The organism is Martinezella tropici, assembly GCF_003287875.1.
Taxonomy (GTDB): Bacteria; Pseudomonadota; Alphaproteobacteria; order Rhizobiales; family Rhizobiaceae; genus Rhizobium; species Rhizobium tropici_C.
Map to the genome: position 1 here is coordinate 17,194 of NZ_QMKK01000036.1, position 22,751 is coordinate 39,944.

Below are 22,751 nucleotides of genomic sequence, written 5' to 3' on the forward strand. Positions count from 1 at the left end.
AGATGGCCTTTCCCGGTTGGAATAAGCGCCCCGTTAAAGTATTGGGCGTCTATGCTGTTCTGGATTCTCGTGGCCGTTCTTACGGCGGTTGTCGGCGCTGTGCTCCTCTATCCCCTTCTCCGTGGTGCGAAGGAGGCGGAGGACCGTCGTTCCGGAGAGGCCGAAGTCTATCGCGATCAGCTCAGCGAACTGGACCGGGACCTTGCCGGCGGCCTCATCTCCGCGCAGGAGGCCGGCTATGCCCGCGCCGAAATCGGACGGCGTCTCATCGCTGTTGCCAAGGATGAGAAGACGATAGCGAAATCGCCTGCCCGTGGCAGCTATCGCCTTGCCCAGGCCTTCATCATCGTCCTTCTTCCGGCTGTAGGTCTCTGTCTCTATCTCGTCAATGGCGATCCCGGCCTGCCGGCGCAGCCGCTGGAAGCACGGCTCGAGAAGCCCGGAAACGATCTCGCCATCTCGATCGTCAAGATCGAGCAGCATCTGGCCAAGAACCCGGATGACGCCAAGGGCTGGGAGGTCCTGGCGCCGATCTATTTCAAGACCAATCGCATCGGCGATGCCGAGCTTGCCTATCGCAACCTCATTCGCCTGGAGGGGCCTAGTGCATCTCGCCTCGGCGATCTGGGCGAGGTGCTGGTCGTCAAGGCCAATGGCATTGTGACGGCGGAGGCGCGCGGCGTGCTGCAGCAATCGCTGGCGCTCGATGCCGCCAATCCGCGCACGCTGTTCTATCTGGCGCTGGCGCTGGAGCAGGAAGGCAAGGCGGCCGATGCGAAGACCGCCTTTGAGGCATTGGCGAAACAATCGCCGCCCGACGCACCCTGGCTTGCCGCGGTCAATGAGCATATCATCAAGAATGGCGGCCAGGCGATGGCATCCGCCAACGGCAATGCACCCGGCAATCCGACGGCGGAGGATGTCGCCGCGGCGAACGCGCTCAGCAGCGGCGATCGTCAGCAGATGATCCGCGGCATGGTCGATAGTCTCGATGCGAAGCTCAAGGAGGATCCGAAGAATTTCGAGGGCTGGATGCGGCTCATCCGCTCCTATGCGGTGCTGAATGATCGCGAGCGCGCGGCGGATGCATTGAAGCGCGGTCTCGCGGCCTTTCCGGCCGATGGAGGGGAAGGCCAGCAGCTTCTGGCGCTGGCGAAGGAATTGGGATTGCCGACGGAGGAGACGCAGCAATGACCCGCAAGCAGAAACGTCTTGCTGTGATTGCCGGCGGCATGGGCTTCATCGCCGCCGCCGTGCTGCTCGTGCTGTTCGCCTTCAGCCAGTCGGTCGCCTATTTCTATATGCCGACGGATCTCGCCAAGACACCGGTCAATGCCGGGACGCTGATCCGCCTCGGCGGGCTTGTCGGCGAGGGATCGATCGTGCGCGGTCAAGGTACGCAAGTGCAGTTCTCCGTCACCGACGGTACCGACACGATCAAGGTCAAGTACGACGGCATTCTGCCGGACCTGTTTCGCGAAGGGCAGGGCGTCGTCACCGAAGGCAAGTTCGAGCCGGGCAGCGACGTTTTCGTCGCCGATAGCGTGCTCGCCAAGCATGATGAGCGCTATATGCCGAAGCAGGTCGCCGATAAGCTGAAGGCCGATGGCGTCTGGAAGGGCGAGGAGGCCACCCGATGATCATCGAGCTCGGACATTATGCTCTCGTGCTGGCGCTTGCGACGGCGCTCATCGTCTCCATCCTTCCTGTGATCGGCGCCAAGCGCGGCGACGTGTCGATGATGGATATCGCCCCGGTCGGCGCGATCCTCATGTTCCTGCTGGTCGCTTTTTCCTTCGGCGTGCTGACCTACGCCTATGTCGCCTCCGATTTCTCGGTGCTCAACGTTTGGGCCAACTCCCATTCGCTGATGCCGCTGATCTTCAAGATCTCCGGCGTCTGGGGCAATCACGAGGGATCGATGATGCTCTGGCTGCTGATCCTGGCGCTGTTCAGCGCGTTCGTTGCCCTGTTCGGGCGCAATCTGCCCGATGTGCTGCGCGCCAATGTGCTCGCCGTGCAATCGTGGATCTCCTCGGCCTTTCTGGTCTTTATCCTGCTCACCTCCAATCCCTTCATTCGGCTCAATCCGGCACCGGCTGAGGGCAAGGATCTCAATCCAGTGCTGCAGGATATCGGTCTGGCGATCCATCCACCCTTGCTCTATCTCGGCTACGTCGGCTTTTCCGTCTGCTTCTCTTTCGCCGTCGCGGCATTGCTGGAAGGCCGCATCGACGCCGCCTGGGCGCGCTGGGTCCGCCCCTGGACGCTCGCTGCCTGGAGCTTCCTGACGCTCGGCATCGCCATGGGCTCCTACTGGGCCTATTACGAGCTCGGCTGGGGCGGCTGGTGGTTCTGGGATCCGGTGGAAAACGCCTCTTTCATGCCCTGGCTTGCCGGCACGGCGCTGCTGCATTCGGCGCTGGTCATGGAAAAGCGCGACGCCCTGAAGATCTGGACCGTGCTGCTGGCGATCCTCACCTTCTCGTTGTCGCTCCTCGGCACCTTCCTCGTGCGGTCCGGCGTGCTGACCTCGGTCCATTCCTTCGCCAGCGATCCGACGCGCGGCATTTTCATTCTCTGCATTCTGCTGATCTTCATCGGCGGGGCCTTGTCGCTCTTCGCTTTCCGAGCGCCGAAACTTGCCGCCGGCGGATTGTTTGCGCCGATCTCGCGCGAGGGCGCACTGGTGCTGAACAACCTCATCCTGACGGTCGCCTGCGGTACGGTGCTGACGGGCACGCTCTATCCACTAGCGCTCGAAACGCTGACCGGCGACAAGATCTCTGTCGGTCCGCCCTTCTTCAATATGACATTCGGATTGCTGATGACGCCGATCCTCATTGCCGTGCCGTTCGGCCCGTTGCTGGCCTGGAAGCGCGGCGACCTGCTCGGCGCATTGCAGCGGCTCTATGTCGTGGCAGGATTGGCCTTCATCGCCGGACTGGTTCTGTTTTACATCAGGCATGGCGGCCCGGTCCTGGCCGTCCTCGGCCTTGCCGCCGGCTTCTTCCTGATCTTCGGCGCCTTGGCCGATCTCTGGTATCGTGCCGGCGTCGGCAAGGTAGCTGCGAATGTGGCCTGGCGGCGCCTCAGCGGGCTGCCGCGTTCGGCTTTCGGGACCGCGCTGGCTCATGCGGGACTCGGTGTCTCCGTGCTTGGCATCATTGCGGTGACGACCTTCGAGGGCGAGAACATCACCAGCATGAAACCGGGTGAGACCGCCGAGCTCGGCGGTTACAGCCTTCGCTTCGAAGGCGTGCAGCCCGGTGTCGGTCCCAATTTCACCGAGGATCGTGCCCGCTTCACCGTCAGCCGTGGCGGGGTTGCCTTTGCGGAAATGTCCTCCGCCAAACGCGTCTTTACTGCAAGCCGTACGGCCACCACGGAGTCCGGCATTCTGACCCTTGGGCTCAGCCAGCTTTATGTATCGGTCGGCGATGCCAGCAAGGATGGCGGCATGGTCGTGCGCATCTGGTGGAAACCGTTCATTCTCTGCATCTGGTTGGGCGCGCTCGTCATGGCCATCGGCGGCTTCGTGTCGCTCAGCGACCGCCGCCTGCGCGTCGGGGCACCGAGCCGCAAGGCGAAACCGGTTCGCCCTGCCATGGAGCCGGCCGAATGACAGGTTTAATTGTCACCCCCTCATCCGCCCCTGCGGGGCCCCTTCTCCCCGAGGGGAGAAGGGGAGATTGTCGCTGTGATGCCGGTATCGAACAAAGGCCGGTCAACCAAGACTGCGGCGGTTTTCCCTTCTCCCCTCGGGGAGAAGGTGCCCGAAGGGCGGATGAGGGGGTATTCCGCGTCAAGAATAGCGGGGCGGGGAAGAAGGTAGCGGTGTTCGCCCGCCTGCTTATGCTGCTGGCATTGCTCTTTGCCGCAGCCCCCGCCTTCGCCGTCAATCCCGATGAGGTTCTGTCCGATCCGGCTCTGGAGGCGCGGGCGCGCACGATTTCGGCCGAACTGCGCTGCATGGTCTGCCAGAACCAGTCCATCGATGATTCCAATGCCGATCTTGCCCGCGACCTGCGCCTGCTGGTGCGCAAGCGCCTTGCCGGCGGCGATACGGATCGGCAGGTGCTCGACTACATCGTTTCCCGCTACGGCGAGTTCGTGCTGCTCAAGCCGCGCTTGAGCGAAAAGACCTATATACTCTGGGGCGCGCCGATCCTGCTCTTCATTGTCGGCGGATTGGCCTTGGTCGTCTATGCGCGCCGTCGCGCCGGCAAGCCCACCGGCAAGCCTCTGAGCGACGAGGAAGAGGCGCAATTGAACGAGATCCTGGAAAAGTGACGTCGCCGTCATTCTTCACCTCCCGTCATTCCTTCACCTCATTGCCACCACTTCTTTACATTACGAATTTTTCATGGGGCGGACAGTTCGCCGTAAGGTGTCGCGCCCTATATACTTATCACTACGAACCAAAGCCGGTTTCGCCGGCGCAAATCCGACGAGAAAAGAAAAGGTAACTTGCATATGTTCAGGAATATCAAGGACAGCCTGTCCCGCAGCACCGCTATGAAGGCCTCGGTCGTCGCCGGCCTCGCTGTTGCTGCTCTGGCCACGGGTGTTCCGGCCGAAGTCAGCCGTTCCTATGCCGATGCCGTCAATGTTCAGGCGCCGCAGGTTCCGAGCTTCGCCAATGTGGTCGATGCCGTGTCGCCGGCCGTCGTCTCGGTTCGCGTCGAATCCCGCGTCAATGCGGCTGCGGATGAAGACGACTCCTTCGGTCTCGGCCGTGGCTTCGATGACCTTCCGGATGATCACCCGCTGAAGAAGTTCTTCCGCCAGTTCGAGCAGCAGCAGGGCCGCGGCCAGCGTGGCCAGAACCAGCAGAAGAATTCCGATGACAAGGGCCATCTGCGTCCGGTCGCTCAAGGATCGGGCTTCTTCGTCTCGGAAGATGGCTATATCGTCACCAACAACCACGTCGTTTCCGATGGCGCCGCCTTCGTCGTCGTTCTCAATGACGGCACCGAGCTTGACGCCAAGCTCGTCGGCAAGGATAGCCGCACCGATCTCGCGGTCCTGAAGGTCGATCCCAAGGGCAAGAAGTTCACCTATGTCGGCTGGGCGGACGACGCCAAGGTCCGCGTCGGTGATTGGGTCGTTGCCGTCGGCAATCCGTTCGGCCTCGGCGGCACCGTCACCGCGGGTATCGTATCGGCGCGCGGCCGCGACATTCATTCCGGTCCCTACGACGATTACATCCAGATCGATGCACCGGTGAACAAGGGCAACTCCGGTGGTCCGACCTTCAACCTCAACGGCCAGGTGGTCGGCATCAACACTGCCATCTTCTCGCAGTCGGGCGGCAGTGTCGGCATCGCCTTCGCAATTCCGGCGACGACCGCCAAGGATGTCGTCGCCGACCTGATCAAGACCGGCACGGTTTCGCGCGGCTGGCTCGGCGTACAGATCCAGCCCGTCACCAAGGATATCGCCGAATCCCTCGGCCTTTCCGAAGCGAGCGGTGCCCTCGTGGTCTCCCCGCAGGATGGTTCGCCGGGCCAGAAGGCCGGCATCAAGAATGGCGACGTCGTCACCGCCGTCAATGGCGAGCCGGTCAAGGATCCGCGCGATCTTGCTCGCCGTATCGGTGCGATGCAGCCGGGCTCCAAGGTCGACGTTTCGATCTGGCGCGCTGGCAAGTCGCAGTCGGTCACGGTCGAGCTCGGCACGCTGCCGGCCGATCAGAACCAGGCCTCCAGCGATGACTCGCAGCCGAGCCAGCCGCAGCAGCCGTCCTCTGAAAAGGCGCTCGCGGATCTCGGCCTCACCGTCGGCCCGTCCGATGATGGCAAGGGCGTCGCGATCACCGGCGTCGATCCCGATTCCGATGCCGCCGACAAGGGCGTGAAGGAAGGCGAGAAGATCACCTCGGTCAACAACCAGCAGGTCTCGAGCGCCGGCGACATCGTCAAGGTCATCGAACAGGCAAAGAAGGACGGTCGCACACGCGCCCTGTTCCAGATCCAGTCTGGTGACGGCAGCCGCTTCGTTGCTCTGCCGATCAACGCCGGCTGATCCCTTCAGCGTGTGAATGCATTCAGGAAGCCGCGCAGGCCACGGCTTGCGCGGCTTCTTCTTTAGAGCCATTCTGGGAAAAGTGCTGAGCGGTTTTCCTGGAATGGCGCGAAAACAAAGCGATAGGGCGGTTGCGAGATTCCGTGAAAAACTGAACCGCTCCAGGACGTTCAATAAGGCTGGTTCCAAGGCAGGTGCAAGATGACAACCACTGGCCAACACGCCATGAATTCTTCCGATTCTGGTTGTGCCGAGACACCCTCGGCGGGTAATGTCGCCCACATGAAGATTCTCATCATCGAAGACGATCTCGAGGCGGCGGCCTATCTCACCAAGGCGTTTCGCGAGGCCGGCATCATTGCCGATCACGCAAGCGATGGGGAGAGTGGTCTCTTCATGGCCACTGAGAACACTTACGATGTCGCCATCATTGACCGCATGCTGCCGCGCCGCGACGGATTGTCCGTTATCAGCGAGCTGCGCCGCAAGGGTGTGCATACGCCGGTTCTGATCCTTTCCGCGCTCGGCCAGGTCGACGATCGCGTCACGGGCCTGCGCGCGGGCGGTGACGATTATCTGCCGAAGCCCTACGCCTTCAGCGAACTTCTGGCGCGCGTCGAAGTGCTTGGCCGCCGCAAGGGAACGCCGGAGCAGGATGTCCTTTATCGCGTCGGCGATCTGGAACTGGACAGGCTTTCGCATGAGGTGCGCCGCGGCGGCAAGGAAATCCTGCTGCAGCCGCGCGAATTCCGCCTGTTGGAATATCTGATGAAGAATGCCGGCCAGGTCGTCACCCGCACCATGCTGCTCGAGAATGTCTGGGATTATCATTTCGATCCGCAGACGAACGTCATCGACGTCCATGTTTCGCGCCTGCGCTCCAAGATCGAGAAGGATTTCAGTCAGCCTCTGCTGAAGACGATCCGTGGCGCCGGATACATGATCAAGGACGAGGGATGAGTCGCTTCCGCGTCCTCTTCAAGTCCACCGCAGTCCGCCTTTCCGCCCTCTACATCCTGCTTTTTTCTCTCTGTGCCGCGACGCTGGTCTTCTATGTCACGGCCATGTCCGAACGGCTGTTGACGGGGCAGATCCGCGATGCAGTCCAGCAGGAAGTCAATCAGGTCAAGCGTGCCTACGACATCGGCGGTCTGAACCTGCTTCTGCGCACCATGGAGCGCCGCGCCCGCCAGCCGGGAGCTAATCTCTATGTCATTGCCGGTCCTTCCGGCGATATCCTGGCCGGCAACGTCGCTTCCGTGCAGCCCGGCGTGCTCGGCCAGGCCGGCTGGACGGAGCTGCCTTTCGTCTACGAGCGCTATACGGATGCTTCCAACGATCCGGAGCGGCGCCATCTGGCGATCGCCAATATCTTCATCCTCGACAATGGCTTGCGCATCCTGATCGGCCGTGATCTCGGCGAGCCGGAGCGCTTCCGTGTGCTGGTGCGCCAGGCGCTGATGCTGGCGCTTGCGATCATGGGTCTCGGTGCGCTGGTCATCTGGTTCGGTATCGGCCGCAACGCGCTGAAGCGCATCGACCGGATGACGGACGCCAGCCGCAAGATCATGGCTGGCGACCTTTCCCAGCGCCTGCCGGTCGGCGGCTCCGGCGATGAGTTCGACCGCATGTCGGAATCGCTGAATGCGATGCTCGAGCGCATCGAGAAACTGAACGAAGGGTTGCGACAGGTCTCCGACAATATCGCGCATGATCTCAAGACCCCGCTCACGCGCCTGCGCAACAAGGCCGCCGATGCGCTCGACAATGCCGATAGCGAGGGTCGTCGCGTCGCTCTTGAGGGCATCATCGGCGAGTCCGATCAGCTGATCCGCACCTTCAATGCACTCCTGATGATTTCCCGCGTCGAGGCGGGATCGGTGGCCGCTGAAATGACCGATGTCGATCTTTCCTCCATCGTCGCCGATACGGCCGAACTCTATGAGCCGGTTGCCGAAGAGGCTGGCCTGGCGCTGACGGCGGATATCGAGCCCGATGTCGAGGTGCAGGGCAATCGCGAGCTGATCGGCCAGGCGCTTTTCAACCTCATCGACAATGCCCTCAAATACGCTTCGGGCTGCAACGGCAAGCAGGCGATAACCTTCAGGCTGGCACGCACGCCCGATGCGGTGACGCTCGCCGTCGCAGACCATGGGCCTGGTATTCCCGTCCATCAGCGCGCTGATGTGGTCAAGCGTTTCTTCCGCCTGGACGAAAGCCGTTCCAAGCCGGGAACCGGTCTTGGCCTCGCTCTGGTCGAGGCGGTCATGGAGCTGCATGGCGGCCGGCTGGAGCTTTCCGATACCGATCCTGACAATCCCGATGCCAAGGGATTAACGGTCACCATGATCTTCCCCATGCAGAAACAATAGGTTAATCCTGCACTGGAGCCGGACGATTTTAGGTCGAAACGACCTCAAATCTGGATCCGCTCTAGCATAAAAGAAGTAGAGCATGATGTTGTCCGAAATCCCCTGACATTTTTCGGCATCATGCTCTATCCGCTTGCTGTTGGGGAGAGCTGCATGACGACGACGCAAAGCGATTTGCTGCGGGATGTTCCGTCTGGGCGGTTGCGGCCTTTGAACCAGACCGAGACGAAGTCAGCACTTGCCGATCTCAAGCAGATCGGCGGGACAGAGCCTGCCGTCGCCGCCTTGCTCGCCGAGGAGAGCGCATTGCGGGATTTTGTCGTCGCTGCGTTCACCCTGTCTCCGCACCTGCGCGAGATCGCCAATCTCGAACCGTCGCTCCTGGTGGCTGCTATCGAAAGACCGCTGTCGCCTCAGGTCGAAGCACTTGTGGGAGAGGCCCGCCGCGCTTGGTTGCCGGCTGAGGAGGTTAGCCCTTCACCTTCGGAATCCGAGGTGATGAGCCGCCTGCGCATCGTCAAGCGCCGCGCCGCCTTTCTGATCGCGCTCGCCGATCTCGCCGGTATCTACAATGGCAAGGCGACAACCCTTTGGCTGAGCAGACTTGCCGAAGCTTCCATCTCGGCGGCGATCGATCATCTGCTGCTGTCGTCGCACGAAGCCGGCAAGATTTCGCTCCCCGATCCCGCATCGCCGAGCCAGAAATCGGGGCTGATCGTGCTCGGCATGGGCAAGCTCGGCGCCGAGGAGCTGAATTACTCATCTGACATCGATCTGGTCGTCTTCTTCGACGAGACGGCGGGCATCGTGCCCGATCCGGATGACGCCATCGATATCTTCCCGCGGCTGATGCGGCGGCTGGTGCGCATCCTGCAGGAGCGCACGGCGGATGGTTATGTGTTCCGCACCGATCTTCGCCTGCGTCCCGATCCAGGCTCCACACCGCTGGCGATCCCTGTGGACGCGGCGATGATCTATTACGAGGGCAGGGGGCAGAACTGGGAGCGCGCGGCCTTCATCAAGGCGCGTCCGGTTGCTGGCGATATCGCCGCCGGCCAGGCTTTCATTCGCGATCTCGTGCCCTTCGTCTTCCGCAAATATCTGGACTATGCGGCGATATCAGACATTCATTCGATCAAGCGACAGATCCATGTGCACAAGGGCCACGGAGCGATCGCCGTCAAAGGCCACAACGTCAAGCTTGGCCGCGGTGGCATTCGCGAGATCGAGTTCTTCGTGCAAACGCAGCAGCTCATTGCCGGCGGCCGCATGCCGGCATTGCGTTGCCGATCGACGGAGCAAACGCTCGCCGAATTGACCGAGGCGAAATGGATCGACGCGGAAACCCGCGATGAGCTGACATCGGCTTACTGGTTCCTGCGCAATGTCGAACATCGCATCCAGATGGTGCGCGACGAGCAGACGCATCTGCTGCCGGAGACCGATGCCGAGCTCCGGCGCATCGTCTTCATGATGGGTTTTGCCGACGTGACGGCCTTCTCCGAGGCTCTGGTGACGACGCTGAAAACGGTCGAGCGGCGTTATGCGCGCCTGTTCGAGCAGGAAACGAAGCTGTCGTCCGGAACGGGCAACCTGGTTTTCACCGGCCAGGGCGACGATCCCGACACGCTGGAGACGCTTCGCCGCCTCGGCTTTGAAAGGCCATCCGACATCGCCAATGTGATCCGCACCTGGCACTATGGCCGATATCGCGCGACCCAATCGGTGGAAGCGCGCGAGCGGCTGACGGAGCTGACGCCCGAGCTGTTGCGTGTCTTCGGCGAAAGCAAGCGTGCCGACGAGGCGCTGTTGCGCTTCGACAGTTTCATTTCCGGCCTGCCGGCGGGCATCCAGCTCTTCTCACTGCTCAGCACCAATCCGGCGCTGCTTTCCCTCATCGTCAACATCATGTCCTCGGCGCCGCGTCTTGCCGAGATCATCGCGGCCAAGCCGCATGTCTTCGACGGCATGCTAGACCCCGGCCTCATGGCCGAATTGCCGACGCGCGATTACCTGGCCGAGCGCATCAGCAGCTTCCTGGCGCCGGCAAGACATTATGAGGAGGTGTTGGACCGCCTGCGCATCTTCGCATCCGAACAGCGCTTCCTGATCGGCATCCGCCTGCTGACGGGCGCGATCGGTGGGCAGATGGCGGCCCGAGCCTTCACCTACCTTGCCGATCTGATCGTCGAAGCGGCGCTGGATGCCGTGATGAAGGAAATCCGCGCGGCGCATGGCGAATATCCCGGCGGTCGCATCGCTGTCGTCGGCATGGGCAAGCTCGGCAGTTTCGAGCTGACGGCGGGGTCCGACATCGACATCATCCTGCTCTATGACTACGACGAGGCGGCCGGTGAATCGACGGGACCGAAGCCACTCGACGCCCCGCGTTATTTCACACGCATTACCCAGCGTCTGATTGCTGCTCTCTCGGCGCCGACCGCCGAAGGCATCCTCTACGAGGTGGACATGCGCCTGCGCCCTTCCGGAAACAAGGGGCCTGTCGCCACGCGCATCAACTCCTTCGAGAAATATCAGCGGACGGAGGCCTGGACCTGGGAGCATATGGCGCTTTCGCGGGCACGCCTGATCGGTGGGGATGAGGCGTTGGTGAACGATGCCGAGCGCATCATCGGCGAAGTTCTCTCGGCAAAGAGAGATGCGGCCAAGATCGCCAGGGATGTTCGCGAGATGCGCGGCCTGATCGAGCGGGAAAAGCCGCCCGAAAGCATCTGGGACCTGAAGCTGATCCCCGGCGGCCTGATCGATATCGAATTCACAGCGCAATATTTGCGGCTGATCGCACCCGAGCATGGCGTCGGCATCGACGCGAACGGTCTCAGCACGGCGGAAGCGTTGAAACTGTTGGGCGCCAGCCTGATGGATCGCAATGATCTCGATGTCTGCCTGGAAGCTTTACATCTCTATACGGAACTGTCGCAGCTCATCCGGCTCTGCATCGACGGCTCGTTCGATCCACAGAACGCGCCGTCGGGACTGGTCGAGCTGGTCTGCCGTGCCGGCGACTGCCCCGATATCCGCACCTTGGAAGCGGAGCTGAAGCGGTTGTCGAAGGCGGTGCGGAAGGTATTTCAGGCAACCGTTGGAAGCTGAAGCATGTCGCGCAAAAGTACGCAGCGGTTTGCGACAACGACATGCGCAAAATCAAGGACGTAAAGCGCCGGAAGCGAATCTGAAAGATCGCGACGCGCTTTAGCGCTGATCCGGGATACGGATCGCAATGACCGTGCCGATGCCCTCGCGGGAGCGGATGCGCATGCGGCCATGATGCAGCGCGGTCAGCGATCTCGAAATGGCAAGCCCAAGCCCTGAGCCTCCCTTGCTCTTGGCATATTGGCTCTGCACCTGTTCAAAAGGTTGGCCGATCTTGCTCAAGGCCGATTTCGGAATGCCGATGCCCGTATCGGCGATGACAAGCATGACAGCATCTTCGACCTTGCGCGTGCGAACCGCGATACGGCCTCCGTCATTGGTGAATTTCACGGCGTTGGAGAGCAGATTGAGGACGATCTGCTTCATTGCCCGGCGGTCGGCACTCAGCTTGATCTCCGAGGAAATGCTCTGCTCGACGAGGATGTTCTTCTGAGCGGCCGGGATGCGGGTGAAACGCAGGCACTCCTCGATGAGCGGCGCCAGATTGATCTGCTCGCACGAGAGCTTCATATGCCCGGCTTCGATCTTGGACATGTCGAGAATGTCGTTGATGACGTTAAGCAGATGCTTGCCGCTGTCGTGGATATCCTTGGCATATTCGTTGTAGCGGGCGGAGCCGAGCGGACCGAACATCTGGTCCTGCAGGATCTCAGAGAAGCCGAGGATGGCGTTGAGCGGCGTGCGCAGTTCATGCGACATGTTGGCGAGGAACTCCGACTTGGCCCTGTTGGCCGCTTCGGCGCGTTCTTTTTCCGCGAGGTAGTTGGCATTGGCGGTCGAAAGCTCGGCCTTCTGCCGTTCCAGGATCTGCCGCGAAGCGGAGAGATCGTTGATCGTCGCCATCAGCCGGCGCTCGGACTCGCGAAGGCGCTCCTGATTGCGCTTCAGCTGCGTGATATCAGTACCGACGGAGACGAGGCCGCCGTCACGGGTGCGACGCTCGTTGATCTGCAGCCAGCGCTCATCGGCCAGCTGCACTTCCGTCGTCTGCGAATGGCTGATGCGCCCGGGATCGACGATGCGTCGCTCGATGACCGGCCGCGCTGCCGCGGCATTGACGACAGCGCGCTCCGTGCCGGGCACGAGCACATTGTCGGGCAGGCCGTAAGCCTGCTGGAAATGCGCATTGCACATGACGAGGCGGTCGTTCTTGTCCCACAGCACGAAGGCTTCGGACGTGCATTCGATGGCATCGGCCAGTCTTTGATCGGCTTCGGCATAGCGCTGAGCCAGCCGGTGCTGTTCCGTCACGTCCATGGCGATGCCGATCATGTGCACGCGGCCGGAGTTGGTGCGGATCACCTGGGCGCGGGCGCGCATCCAGACATAATGCCCCTTGGCGTGGCGGATGCGTAGGATCTGATCCACCTGGCCGGCATTGCCGCGGGTCACGGAGCGGGCGAGCATATGAAGGCTATTGTCATCCGGATGCATCAGCCGCGCCGCATCCGTAAAGGCGAGCGGCTTGTCGGCGGCTGGTAGCCCGAGCATGTCGTACATCGAGCGCGACCAGAAGAACTTGCGGCTGGTGAAATCGAAATCCCAAAGACCGCAGCGGCCGCGCGAAAGCGCCGTCTCGACGCGCAGGTTCGATTCGAGGAAGATTTCATCCGCATCCCGAGCCCGCTTCACCTGGGTGTAATAGGCATAGAGAATGACGAGCAGGATGGAGGAGATGCCGGCAAAGAGCGTGACATTGAGCGTGAGTTCGTCGCGCCAGAGCTTGTCGATCTGATCCATCGATGCGGCCGACAGAATGAAATCGCCCTTGTCGCCGATCAGGGAAATCGCCGCATAATAGGGCTCGCCGCCAATCATGGTTTCGATCACGCCGGCATGGTCGCCGAAATTGCGGATGGCCGATACCTCAGGAAAGAAGTCGGAGATCAGCATGCCGATATAGCTCGAGCCGGCGGCCGACGAGCCGAACACCCGTCCGCTCGACTGCACGAGCAGCACGAATGCACCGGTGTCCAGTCGATCCTGCGGTAAAAAGGTGGCCAGCTTCCGCTCCGCGCTGCTGCGGTCGCCGGCCTGGAACAGGCTGGCATCGTTCGAAAAGGCGGCGGATGCAGCGGCGATGGAAAGCGAAGTCGTGCGGCGGGCAGACGCCGCCATCCGACTATGTTCGGTCACCATGCCGAAGAAATGCGAGGCGGCGACGACCATCAGGAAGGAAACGATGAGAACCGGAATGATGCGCTTGAGAATATGTTCCGTCTGCGGGAAGTGACGCGAAATCGCCTCCACACGCACTCCGGTTCGATCGGTAACGCCGCTATGCCAGGATTTCAGACCGTCGAAATTAACACGCAGCCGTCCATCGGCCGCGGTTGCCCGCCGCACGTCCACCATTGCTTTAGCCTTGTCCCTCGTGTGATTCGCTGCGCCGCTCGCCCGAATCTGCCTTAATGAATCACTCGTGATTCGGCTTGTCCAGAGGGTGTGGTAAAACTTTCTTAACCATCTGCGATTTCGATATGTTTTGCACACGCAGTGGTAAGTTGCGCAGATGCGGGACTCGTTTGAGATGAAAAGGCCGATGCAAATCAGCCTTTGAGATCGGTATGCGGGGAGGTCGCAGTCACTCCTTCAGGATGCGGTCCACGATGTCGCGCACGTCGGTCGAAAGGCTGTTCGAGCGTTCGATCCGCATCAGTGCCGAGCGGGCATGGTCGGCACGCACCGGCTCCAGCAGCCGCCAGGAGCGCATCGCTGTCAGGATGCGGGCGGCGAGCTGTGGATTGCGCGGATCGATCTCGAGAATTTCGTCGGCCAGGAAATGGTATCCGGCGCCGTCGGCCCGGCCGAAACCCGTGGGGTTTGCGAAGGCGAAGGTACCGACCAGCGCGCGGACGCGGTTCGGATTGGTGTGCTTGAATAGCGGCGTCTCCATCAGCAGTCGAATGCGCTCCAGCGCGCCCGCGCCGGGGATTGCGGCCTGAATGGCGAACCACTTGTCGATGACGAGCGCATTGTCTGCGAAGCGGTCGCAGAAATGCGCAAGCGCGGCCGCCGTCTCTGCCGTATCCGGGAAGCGCTGCGCCAGAATGGTGAGCGCCGCACTGAGATCGGTCATATTGTTGGCGGCATCATAGGCGGCTTTCGCTCTCGCCGGCGTCTCGTCCAGCTGCGACAGATAGCCCAGCGCCGCATTGCGCAAGGCGCGGCGGCCGGCGCTTGCTGCATCAGGCGTGAAGGCGCCCGACGTCTGCATTTCATCATAAAGCGCGATGAAGACCTGTTTTCCGGCCTCGGCCACCCGCTTGATGATTGTCTGGCGCGCGGCGTGAATGGCATCCGGATCGTTGTTGCCGCCGAGTTCGCGGGCAATATCGGCCTCGCTCGGCAGCGCGAGCGCCTGCGCGCGGAATGCCGGCTCCAGGCTTTCGTCGGCCGCCGCTGCAAGCAGTGCATCGATGAAGGCTGAATCGCAGGTGATATCGATGCCCTGGCGTGCATCACGCGCCGCCTGCAAGAGGTTGGGCAAGCCGAGATCGGTCAGCGCCTGCCAGCGGGCGAAATGATCGGTCTCGTAGCGGGCGATCAGCGCGAGATCGCGGGCGCCCTGGCTGAATTGCAGGTTGATCGGCGTCGAGAAGCTGCGATTGAGCGACAGGACCGGGCGCGAGGGAATGCCGTGGAACGTCACCGTCTGCGTCTGCTTCGTCAGGTGCAGCACGTCGTCGGTGAGCTCCGCACCGATGACGGATGTTGGTGTGATGAGACTGCCGTCTTCGGCAAGCAGACCCATGCGCAGCGGAATATGCATCGGCTTTTTGGCGGTTTGACCAGGCGTTGCCGGCACCATCTGCTCAAGCGACAAAGTGAACGTCTTGGCATCGGCATCATAGGCGCCGGATGCGGTGACAAGGGGCGTCCCGGCCTGATGGTACCATAACGAAAACTGCGCGAGATCGCGGCCGCTGACATCCTCGAAGCACTTGATGAAATCTTCGATCGTGACGGCCTGTCCGTCGTGCCGATCGAAATAGAGGTCCATACCCTTCTTGAAGAGATCGCGGCCGAGCAGGGTTGCGATCATGCGCGTGACTTCGCTGCCCTTCTCGTAGACGGTCGTCGTATAGAAGTTGTTGATTTCACGATATGTCGTTGGCCGAACGGGATGGGCGAGCGGCCCGCTGTCCTCCGGAAACTGTTCTGACTTGAGATGACGGACTTCGGCGATGCGCTTGACGGGACGCGAGCGCTGGTCGGCCGAGAATTCGTGATCGCGATAGACGGTCAGGCCTTCCTTGAGGCAGAGCTGGAACCAGTCGCGGCAGGTGATGCGGTTGCCGGTCCAATTATGGAAATATTCGTGGGCGATGATGGCTTCGATATTGGCATAGTCGGCATCGGTCGCCGTCTCGGGATCGGCGAGCACGTATTTGTCGTTGAAGACGTTGAGCCCCTTGTTCTCCATCGCGCCCATGTTGAAGTCCGATACGGCGACGATCATGAAGATGTCGAGATCGTATTCGCGGCCGAACCGCTCTTCGTCCCACTTCATCGAGCGCTTCAGCGCGTCCATGGCATAGGCGGCACGCGGCTCCTTGCCATGTTCGACATAGATCTTCAGCGCCACTTCGCGGCCGGAAAGAGTGGTGAACGTATCTTCGACAACGCCGAGGTCGCCGGCGACGAGTGCGAAGAGATAGCTCGGCTTCGGATGCGGATCGAACCAGGCGGCGAAATGCCTGCCTTCACCATAGCCGGCGCCGCCGAGAAAATTGCCGTTCGACAGCAGCAGCGGATTGGCGGCCTTGTCCGCGATGATATTGACCGTATAGGGCGCGAGAACGTCCGGCCGGTCGGGGAAATAGGTGATGCGACGGAAGCCCTCGGCCTCGCACTGCGTGCAATAGATGCCGCCGGTGCGGTAGAGGCCCATCAGCTGCGTGTTGGCTTCCGGGTTGATCACGGTCGTGATCGTCAGCTCGAAAGGCGTGCTTTCCGGCAAATCGCGAACGGTCAGGCTCTCCGGCGTGGCGTCATATTGCTCGGCGGGAAGTTCTCCCTGGTCGAGCAGCAGCCCAGACAGAACCAGTTCGTCGCCATCGAGCACGAGCGGTGCCTTGGGATCGATGCCTTCGCGACGGTGGAAGATCAGCCGCGCTTCGACCTTGGTTTCGGTTGGATGCAGATCGAAGGTAAGGTCCACGCGTTCCAGAACGAAGTCGGTGGGACGGTAGTCTGCCAGATTGACGATCTGGCCGGTGTCTGTTCGCATGGTCTATCCTGATCAGGCTAAGCTATGGCGGGTGCAGTCCGAAGCCTCCCTCGGACTGAGGTGTCGCATCATTACATCGAAATCTGAACCAAAGTTAAAGTCATGTCACGACATCAATATGTTTTGATATGGCACAATAAGTATTCGCTTGGCAGGCTGTCGTCATTTTAGGTTGAATGCAACTCTTTAATGGATATCGGCTTGATCAAGCGCTAATTTCCGCCTGCAATTTGCAAACTGATGTTATAATTCCCGCGCATTCAGACGGATCATCATGGCGGCATTACGGGCGAAGGCCGCTGTTCAGTCGAGGAAACAATAATTTAAAGTAAATTATTTGTTTAACCTCTTGCGATATAAGCGCGGTTGCATAACTATAGCATGCTATTAGATGTCGGAATTATGATCGATTCCGGTGAACTTGTTCACAAAAATGAAACATCCCTGTTATCGCTGATTGAAATGGGCACCCCAAGGAGGCCCGATTGAGTTTTTCCATCGAGCAGCTTGCTCGCCATCCCAAATTCGTTGCGTCATTGCGCTTTCTTGCCGAGGCGCTGCGCAACCGTTACGACAATGGCCCGAGAATTGCGCGCATGCTCGCCTCGCATCAGCGCTGGCTTCTGACACAGACGGCATATGCGCTTCACCTTGAGCATGACCCGGCCATTCCCGGCTCGGGGTTGACCGTCGTAGCGCTCCGAGACCTCATCACGCGGTATCGTGTCGCCAGCCGCAATACGGTCTTGAGCTTCATCGAAGAGCTGCAGACCTATCGTTTCCTCGAACTGGCTCCCGGCCCCGTTCGCCGCCCGCGCCGTTATGTGCCGACGGAGATGAGCTTCACCGCGATGTTCGGCTGGTATCTTGCCAACCTGACCGCACTCGATCTGCTTGACGACGGCGCGCGGGCTGCGGCTCTTGCCGCTTCACCGGCACTGATGGATCTTGCCCAGCCACGCATGGCACGCAATTGCCTGGAAATGGAAATCTGGCGTGAACCGCCCGAATGCATTGGCTTGTTTCTTTGGACGGAAGCCGGCGGCCTTGTCGTCGATCACATCATATCGAAACTGGATCTCACCGAGGAGGGAGACAGGATCGATATCGGTCGCGTGGATGCGCGGGCGCTGGCCGCCCACTTCATGATATCGCGAACCCATCTGCAGCGCCTGTTGCGCAAGTCGGCCGAGCGGGGGGATATTGGCTGGCACGATGAGGTAAAGACTCGTATGTGGGTGTCGCGCAATTTTCTGGATGAATATTGCGGATGGCAAGCCGTGAAGCTGGCCGCGATCGATGAGGCTTTTGCCTGGGCGCGATCGGCCCAGGGACGCTCCGCTGTCGCTATTGACGAGTAAAGGCCGGCGCTGGCTTGGCCGTTAGGCGGCAGCCAACGGGATGCGGATCCACCCGTGAAATTTCAAAGAGGGATGCTCGCCGATACCCGCGCAGCACCTGTCTCGCGGCATTCCTCCTTGCGGAAGGTGCGCGCGCGCTCAAACTCCTCGGCAGCTCGCACAGCGGTGCCGATATGGCCGACCGAATCGAATAAGGCGATGAGTGAACGAAAACCGGACAACATGATACAATTCCTGATAATCAAACGCTACGCTGCGGCGCCAGCGGCGCCTGTGTTCAGCAGGTTCGGAAATCCGCGAAGATTGCCGTCGGGCGGCTGACGCGAGCCGAAACACCTGTCCCTCGAGCGATCATCTGCTCATTGGCAGCGATGCCGAAATTGCGATGTCCATTTATCGCGCGCACGGGCTCGATGGCTCGGCGTAGGGTATCAAACCCGCAGTGAATAGGGCGCAAACGTGCAGTCATGGCCTTGGTTCCTTTCGATTCCTCCCAAGACGCCACTCTATATTGCAACGCAACATTGATTCCGCAATGCACAACGCCAGAAGACTGCCATGCATAAAATGCATGGCTAGCGTCATTTTTCGTTAATTGTGGCGAAAATCAGCCTAATATTTCGGCGTCGATATAATGTTTGAAGGCCAGCAGGTCGTTCCAAGCCAGGCGCTTGTTGATCGGTGCGGTCAGCAGTTCCTGCGGATGGAGACTGGCGATTGCCGGCACGGCCCGGCCAAGAATGCTTAATTCGCGCCACTGTCCGCGCAGTCCGTGAATGGTTTCGCCCCCTCCGAAGAAGTATCTGGCGGTAAAATTGCCGAGCAGCAGCAAGGCCTTCGGCTCGGCGAGCGCGATCTGCCGTTCTATGAACGGACGACATATCTCGATTTCGGGCGCGGATGGCGCCCGGTTGCCGGGCGGCCGCCACGGAATGACGTTGGCGAGCAGAATCCCGTCACGTTGCAGGCCGATGGCGGCCAGCATCTTGTCCAGCAACAGGCCGGCGCGGCCGGAAAACGGTGCGCCTTCCCTGTCATCGTCGGCGCTCGGCATCGGACCGATCACCATGATTCGGCCTTCCGTGGTACCGCTCGCAAAGATCGTCGAGCGGGCGCTATTCTTGAGATTGCAGCCATTGAAGGCTTCGATCGCGGTTTTCAATTCGCTGAGCGAGCGTGCACTTTCGGCGGCGAACCGCGCCTGTTCCACAGCCTGCTCATCGGGAATGGCGGGCGCGGCGCGCGGCTGTGCGGCAGAAGGTGCGGCCGGCTTTGCAGCCTGCCGACGCTCCGGCTGCGTCCGCGTCGCAGGTGCCGAAGCTTCAGCACGGGGCTGCGCGCCGCGCGCGCCTTGCCTGGCGGCACGCATGGCCTCGAATTCGGCAAACCGATCCACCGGTTGTTCTTCCAGCAGCCAATCGACACCGGCATCCGCATGAAAATGCAGAAGCGCGGCAAGTTCGGCCGGGGTGAGGTCGCTGGCGGAAATCATTAGCGAACTCTAGCCAAAGCGACACAGGAACGAAAGAGCGGGGCGGGTGCTATGTCAGGCCGTCCACTGAGCGATATCGTCGCGCTCGCCGATCAGGGCAAGACCGTGGGCGATCGATAGCAGTTCGCCACCCGTTTCGATACGCTCCTGGCCGAAGCGTTCCGTGAAGATGCGCCGAACTGCCGGCACGAAAGAGGTGCCGCCGGTCAGAAACACCTTGTCGATCGAATCGGGCAACGTCTTCGTGGTCGTCAGAACGTCGTCCAGCGCACTCTCGATGCGGGCGAGGTCGTCGGCGATCCAGCTCTCGAAATCGGCCCGGCGAACATGCTTGCGGCCGGCCTTGCCGAGCGGTGGAAAGTTGAATTCGGCTTCTTCCTCGCGCGAAAGCGCCATCTTCGTCGCCGATACGGCCTGATAGAGCGGATAGCCCTCATCATGGTCGACGAGCTCGATGAAGGTTTCCAGCTTTTCCGGTTCCAGGCTGCTGCGTACGAGTGTCTTCAGATCGGCATATTCGCGCGAGGTCTTGAAGATCGAAAGCTGGTTCCAGCGCCCGAAATTGGCGTAATAGGAGGTCGGTACTTCCAGCAGCTTGTCGAAGCTCTTGAAGAAGCTGCCCTTGCCGATCGCAGGCGAGACGATGTTGTCGATCATCCTGAAATCGAAATGATCGCCGGCGATACCGACGCCCGAGTGGCCGATGGGGGTGGCCGTCAGCTTTCCGGCATGCGTTTCGAAGCGGATGATCGAATAGTCGGTCGTACCACCGCCGAAGTCGGCAACCAGCACGGTCGCATCTTTCTTCAGATGCTGGGCGAAGTAGAAGGCCGCCGCTACCGGCTCATAGACATAATGGATTTCGGGAAAGCCGAACCGTGCAAGAGCGGCGTTGTAGCGCTCCGTCGCAAGGGCCGGGTTTGGATTGGCGCCGGCAAAGTGCACCGGCCGACCGGTGACGATGCGCGAAACATTTTCGGGCCATCCCTCTCCCGCGTAGGCGCGCAGGCGGCGCACGAAGATCTCCATCAGATCCTCGAAGCTGTGCCGCTTGGCGAAGATCAGCGTGCCCTGGAAGAGGGCGCTCGCCGCAAAGGTTTTGATCGACTGCAGGAAGCGACAGTCGCCGGGGTTGTCGATGAATTGCCGGATCGCCGCATGCCCGGCCTCGACCTTGAGCGCGGTCGCGCCCAATCCCGGATCTTTCATGAAGGAGAGCGCCGTGCGCATGCTGTCGGCCGTGCCGGCTGCACTATGGAAGGCGACCGACTGTGTCGCGGACCCATCGGCCATCGCTAGAACCGTGTTCGTCGTGCCGAAGTCGAAACCAAGCGCCCGAGCCATGCCCGCACTCCTTTCCGTCGAAATTGTCTGGATTGGGGCCGAGCCCCTGTGAGACGCTGACGCGCCCTGTCGCAAAGAGGGCGCGTCATGACATGGCTAAGCTTCAAGTTCAAGCCGGAAGGGTGCTTTTATTTTTACCCGCTATGGCATCCCCGGCAGTATTTCACCGGCGATGCGTTTCGCTTTGCTTGAAAAGGAATGGGCGCCTTTCGGCGCCCGCAGACTGCTGACAAACCCCGTCAAATTTTGGCGGGGTTTTGTATTTCTGGTGTGTTTGTTTCCTGGGTTGCGGCATTGAAGGGAGATCGGTCCTGCTCCTGTGATTCATGCGAGGCTCGGTTTGGGTGTCTTTGTGAGCGCCATCGCGATCTTCTTGATGTTCTGGGCTGCGGCGGCCATCAGGCACTGGCATCGGACTTTGATGAGACTTCGGAAGCGGGCGTAGCGATGGCCGTGCAGCTGCTTGGCATCGGCAAAGGAACGCTCGACCGTCTCCTTGCGTCTTTTGTAGATCGCCTTGCCCCAGGATGTGAGACGGTGACCGTCGGTGCGCTCGCGGGCATCGGCCCAAACGTGCCGGGTGATGGTGCGGATGGCCTTGCCGTTGGACGTGCACGACGCCAGAAGCGGGCAGGTGCCGCAGATGGCAGGATCGGATGTGTAATGCTTGTAGCCGTTGCGGTCGGTGGTGGCGTAGGTGAGAAGCTGGCCTTGCGGACAGCGATAGCCATCGGCTCGCTGATCGTAGACGAAGCTGTTCTTGCGCATCATGCCGGCTTTGGGCGGGGTCGGATTGCGATAGCCGGTGACACCGAGGATGGCGCGGTCCTCCAGGCCTTGGGCGATGCCTGAGGTGGCATAGCCGGCATCCAGCCCGACAGCCTTCACATCGAAGCCGAAGCGTTGGCACTGCCGGTCGAGCCTGCCGAGATAGACGATGCTGTCATGCACGTTGGCCGGCGTCACATGGGTATCGGTGATGATCGCATGTCGGCCGTCCACCGTGCGATGATCGAGATAGAAGAAGCCCTTCGGCTTGCCGTCACGCACCATGTAGCCGCTCTGGGGATCGGTGCGCGACACCTTGGTCTCCTTGATCTCGGCCTGGCGCTCCCCGTCCTTCAGCGGCTTCTGGCCATGCAGCTTGCGCTCCGCGTCGATCGCCCGGTCGAGGTCGGCCCAGTAGTCGGCACGCGATTTCTCGATCATGGCCAGATCGTATTTGCCCTTGTTGGCATTGGCCTTCAGATGGGTACTGTCCGTATAGAGTACCGTGCCGTCCACCAGCCCGTGGGAAACCGCCTGTTCAACGATGTGGTCGAAGATATCCTGGGCCACCGACGTATCGTTGAAGCGTCGGCGGCGGTTCTGCGACAGGGTCGACGCATCGAACACGCCATCCGTCAGCTTCATCCTGAGAAACCAGCGATAGGCGACATTGACCTCGATCTCGCGCACCAGCTGCCGCTCGGAGCGAATGCCGTAGAGGTAGCCGATGAACAGCGCCTTGAACATCAGCGTCGGATCAAGCGGCGGGCGGCCATTGTCGGCGCAGTACAAGCCGGCAACGCGATCGTGGATGAACGAGAAGTCGATCACCGCGTCTATTCGGCGCAGAAGGTGATCCTTCGGCACAAGACTGTCGAGCGTCACCATCTCGAGAGCCGTCTGTTCGGGAGCAGGTTTCTTCAGCATGTCCCATTGAATCAAAAACCTCCGGCTGACGCCAGAGGTTTGTCAGCAGTCTG

16 protein-coding genes are annotated in these 22,751 nt (G+C 61.0%); 9 read left to right on the forward strand and 7 right to left on the reverse strand.

From position 1 onward, the window contains the following. The first annotated feature begins 51 nt into the window (after nt 1–51). The 8 genes from ccmI to DQ393_RS14805 all read left to right on the forward strand — a co-directional run bounded on the left by ccmI (nt 52) and on the right by DQ393_RS14805 (nt 11,513). On the forward strand, nt 52–1,194 hold the full coding sequence (gene ccmI / locus DQ393_RS14765; protein ID WP_112342529.1) for a c-type cytochrome biogenesis protein CcmI: 1,143 nt from the start codon (nt 52–54) through the stop codon (nt 1,192–1,194). Further along, nucleotides 1,191–1,640, forward strand: coding sequence for a cytochrome c maturation protein CcmE (ccmE, locus tag DQ393_RS14770; RefSeq protein ID WP_112342530.1), 450 nt, complete (start codon nt 1,191–1,193; stop codon nt 1,638–1,640). The genes ccmI and ccmE overlap by 4 nt, the downstream gene beginning before the upstream one ends. Continuing rightward, a complete protein-coding gene (locus tag DQ393_RS14775; protein ID WP_112342531.1) occupies nt 1,637–3,625 on the forward strand; it encodes a heme lyase CcmF/NrfE family subunit in 1,989 nt (662 codons plus the stop codon). The genes ccmE and DQ393_RS14775 overlap by 4 nt, the downstream gene beginning before the upstream one ends. Before the next feature lie 212 nt (nt 3,626–3,837). Beyond that, complete coding sequence (locus DQ393_RS14780) at nt 3,838–4,293, forward strand: cytochrome c-type biogenesis protein (protein ID WP_112342532.1); 456 nt, start codon at nt 3,838–3,840, stop codon at nt 4,291–4,293. 183 nt (nt 4,294–4,476) lie between these two features. Next, nucleotides 4,477–6,027 carry a Do family serine endopeptidase gene (locus DQ393_RS14785; protein WP_112342533.1) on the forward strand — a complete coding sequence of 517 codons (1,551 nt, stop codon included), beginning with the start codon at nt 4,477–4,479 and terminating at the stop codon, nt 6,025–6,027. A gap of 201 nt (nt 6,028–6,228) precedes the next feature. Then, nucleotides 6,229–6,987, forward strand: coding sequence for a response regulator transcription factor (locus DQ393_RS14790; protein WP_112342534.1), 759 nt, complete (start codon nt 6,229–6,231; stop codon nt 6,985–6,987). Further along, nucleotides 6,984–8,399 (forward strand): sensor histidine kinase, encoded by a 1,416-nt coding sequence (locus tag DQ393_RS14795; protein WP_112342535.1) that lies wholly within the window; start codon nt 6,984–6,986, stop codon nt 8,397–8,399. The genes DQ393_RS14790 and DQ393_RS14795 overlap by 4 nt, the downstream gene beginning before the upstream one ends. A gap of 153 nt (nt 8,400–8,552) precedes the next feature. Next, on the forward strand, nt 8,553–11,513 hold the full coding sequence (locus DQ393_RS14805) for a bifunctional [glutamine synthetase] adenylyltransferase/[glutamine synthetase]-adenylyl-L-tyrosine phosphorylase (RefSeq protein ID WP_112342537.1): 2,961 nt from the start codon (nt 8,553–8,555) through the stop codon (nt 11,511–11,513). Between the two features lie 99 nt (nt 11,514–11,612). On the opposite strand, the gene DQ393_RS14810 is transcribed toward DQ393_RS14805, so the two are convergent. Both DQ393_RS14810 and pepN read right to left on the reverse strand, forming a co-directional pair. Next, the gene (locus tag DQ393_RS14810; RefSeq protein WP_112342538.1) at nt 11,613–13,928 is read right to left on the reverse strand and encodes a PAS domain-containing sensor histidine kinase; all 2,316 of its coding nucleotides are present in this window, start codon (nt 13,926–13,928) and stop codon (nt 11,613–11,615) included. Nucleotides 13,929–14,157: 229 nt separating this feature from the next. Continuing rightward, a complete protein-coding gene (pepN, locus tag DQ393_RS14815) occupies nt 14,158–16,806 on the reverse strand; it encodes an aminopeptidase N (protein ID WP_112342539.1) in 2,649 nt (882 codons plus the stop codon). Nucleotides 16,807–17,291: 485 nt separating this feature from the next. Between pepN and DQ393_RS14820 the strand changes: the two genes are divergently transcribed. Next, nucleotides 17,292–18,167, forward strand: coding sequence for a hypothetical protein (locus DQ393_RS14820; protein WP_112342540.1), 876 nt, complete (start codon nt 17,292–17,294; stop codon nt 18,165–18,167). Between the two features lie 62 nt (nt 18,168–18,229). On the opposite strand, the gene DQ393_RS33450 is transcribed toward DQ393_RS14820, so the two are convergent. The 5 genes from DQ393_RS33450 to DQ393_RS14840 all read right to left on the reverse strand — a co-directional run bounded on the left by DQ393_RS33450 (nt 18,230) and on the right by DQ393_RS14840 (nt 22,698). Beyond that, nucleotides 18,230–18,391, reverse strand: a complete 162-nt coding sequence (locus DQ393_RS33450; protein ID WP_181592355.1) for a hypothetical protein — start codon at nt 18,389–18,391, stop codon at nt 18,230–18,232. A gap of 53 nt (nt 18,392–18,444) precedes the next feature. Next, the gene (locus DQ393_RS33840) at nt 18,445–18,636 is read right to left on the reverse strand and encodes a hypothetical protein (RefSeq protein WP_112342541.1); all 192 of its coding nucleotides are present in this window, start codon (nt 18,634–18,636) and stop codon (nt 18,445–18,447) included. Between the two features lie 138 nt (nt 18,637–18,774). After that, the gene (locus tag DQ393_RS14830; RefSeq protein WP_112342542.1) at nt 18,775–19,659 is read right to left on the reverse strand and encodes a uracil-DNA glycosylase; all 885 of its coding nucleotides are present in this window, start codon (nt 19,657–19,659) and stop codon (nt 18,775–18,777) included. Between the two features lie 54 nt (nt 19,660–19,713). Further along, on the reverse strand, nt 19,714–21,003 hold the full coding sequence (locus DQ393_RS14835; RefSeq protein WP_112342543.1) for an Hsp70 family protein: 1,290 nt from the start codon (nt 21,001–21,003) through the stop codon (nt 19,714–19,716). A gap of 324 nt (nt 21,004–21,327) precedes the next feature. Beyond that, the gene (locus tag DQ393_RS14840) at nt 21,328–22,698 is read right to left on the reverse strand and encodes an IS1182 family transposase (RefSeq protein WP_112340028.1); all 1,371 of its coding nucleotides are present in this window, start codon (nt 22,696–22,698) and stop codon (nt 21,328–21,330) included. Between the last annotated feature and the right edge of the window lie 53 nt (nt 22,699–22,751).

What these genes read in the sequence shown, in the direction of transcription:
- ccmI (WP_112342529.1), top strand. Translation starts at nt 52, where the DNA reads ATGCTGTTCTGGATTCTCGTGGCCGTTCTTACGGCGGTTGTCGGCGCT.
- ccmE (WP_112342530.1), top strand. Translation starts at nt 1,191, where the DNA reads ATGACCCGCAAGCAGAAACGTCTTGCTGTGATTGCCGGCGGCATGGGC.
- DQ393_RS14775 (WP_112342531.1), top strand. Translation starts at nt 1,637, where the DNA reads ATGATCATCGAGCTCGGACATTATGCTCTCGTGCTGGCGCTTGCGACG.
- DQ393_RS14785 (WP_112342533.1), top strand. Translation starts at nt 4,477, where the DNA reads ATGTTCAGGAATATCAAGGACAGCCTGTCCCGCAGCACCGCTATGAAG.
- DQ393_RS14790 (WP_112342534.1), top strand. Translation starts at nt 6,229, where the DNA reads ATGACAACCACTGGCCAACACGCCATGAATTCTTCCGATTCTGGTTGT.
- DQ393_RS14795 (WP_112342535.1), top strand. Translation starts at nt 6,984, where the DNA reads ATGAGTCGCTTCCGCGTCCTCTTCAAGTCCACCGCAGTCCGCCTTTCC.
- DQ393_RS14805 (WP_112342537.1), top strand. Translation starts at nt 8,553, where the DNA reads ATGACGACGACGCAAAGCGATTTGCTGCGGGATGTTCCGTCTGGGCGG.
- DQ393_RS14810 (WP_112342538.1), bottom strand. Translation starts at nt 13,928, where the DNA reads ATGGTGGACGTGCGGCGGGCAACCGCGGCCGATGGACGGCTGCGTGTT.
- pepN (WP_112342539.1), bottom strand. Translation starts at nt 16,806, where the DNA reads ATGCGAACAGACACCGGCCAGATCGTCAATCTGGCAGACTACCGTCCC.
- DQ393_RS33450 (WP_181592355.1), bottom strand. Translation starts at nt 18,391, where the DNA reads ATGTTGTCCGGTTTTCGTTCACTCATCGCCTTATTCGATTCGGTCGGC.
- DQ393_RS33840 (WP_112342541.1), bottom strand. Translation starts at nt 18,636, where the DNA reads ATGACTGCACGTTTGCGCCCTATTCACTGCGGGTTTGATACCCTACGC.
- DQ393_RS14830 (WP_112342542.1), bottom strand. Translation starts at nt 19,659, where the DNA reads ATGATTTCCGCCAGCGACCTCACCCCGGCCGAACTTGCCGCGCTTCTG.
- DQ393_RS14835 (WP_112342543.1), bottom strand. Translation starts at nt 21,003, where the DNA reads ATGGCTCGGGCGCTTGGTTTCGACTTCGGCACGACGAACACGGTTCTA.
- DQ393_RS14840 (WP_112340028.1), bottom strand. Translation starts at nt 22,698, where the DNA reads ATGCTGAAGAAACCTGCTCCCGAACAGACGGCTCTCGAGATGGTGACG.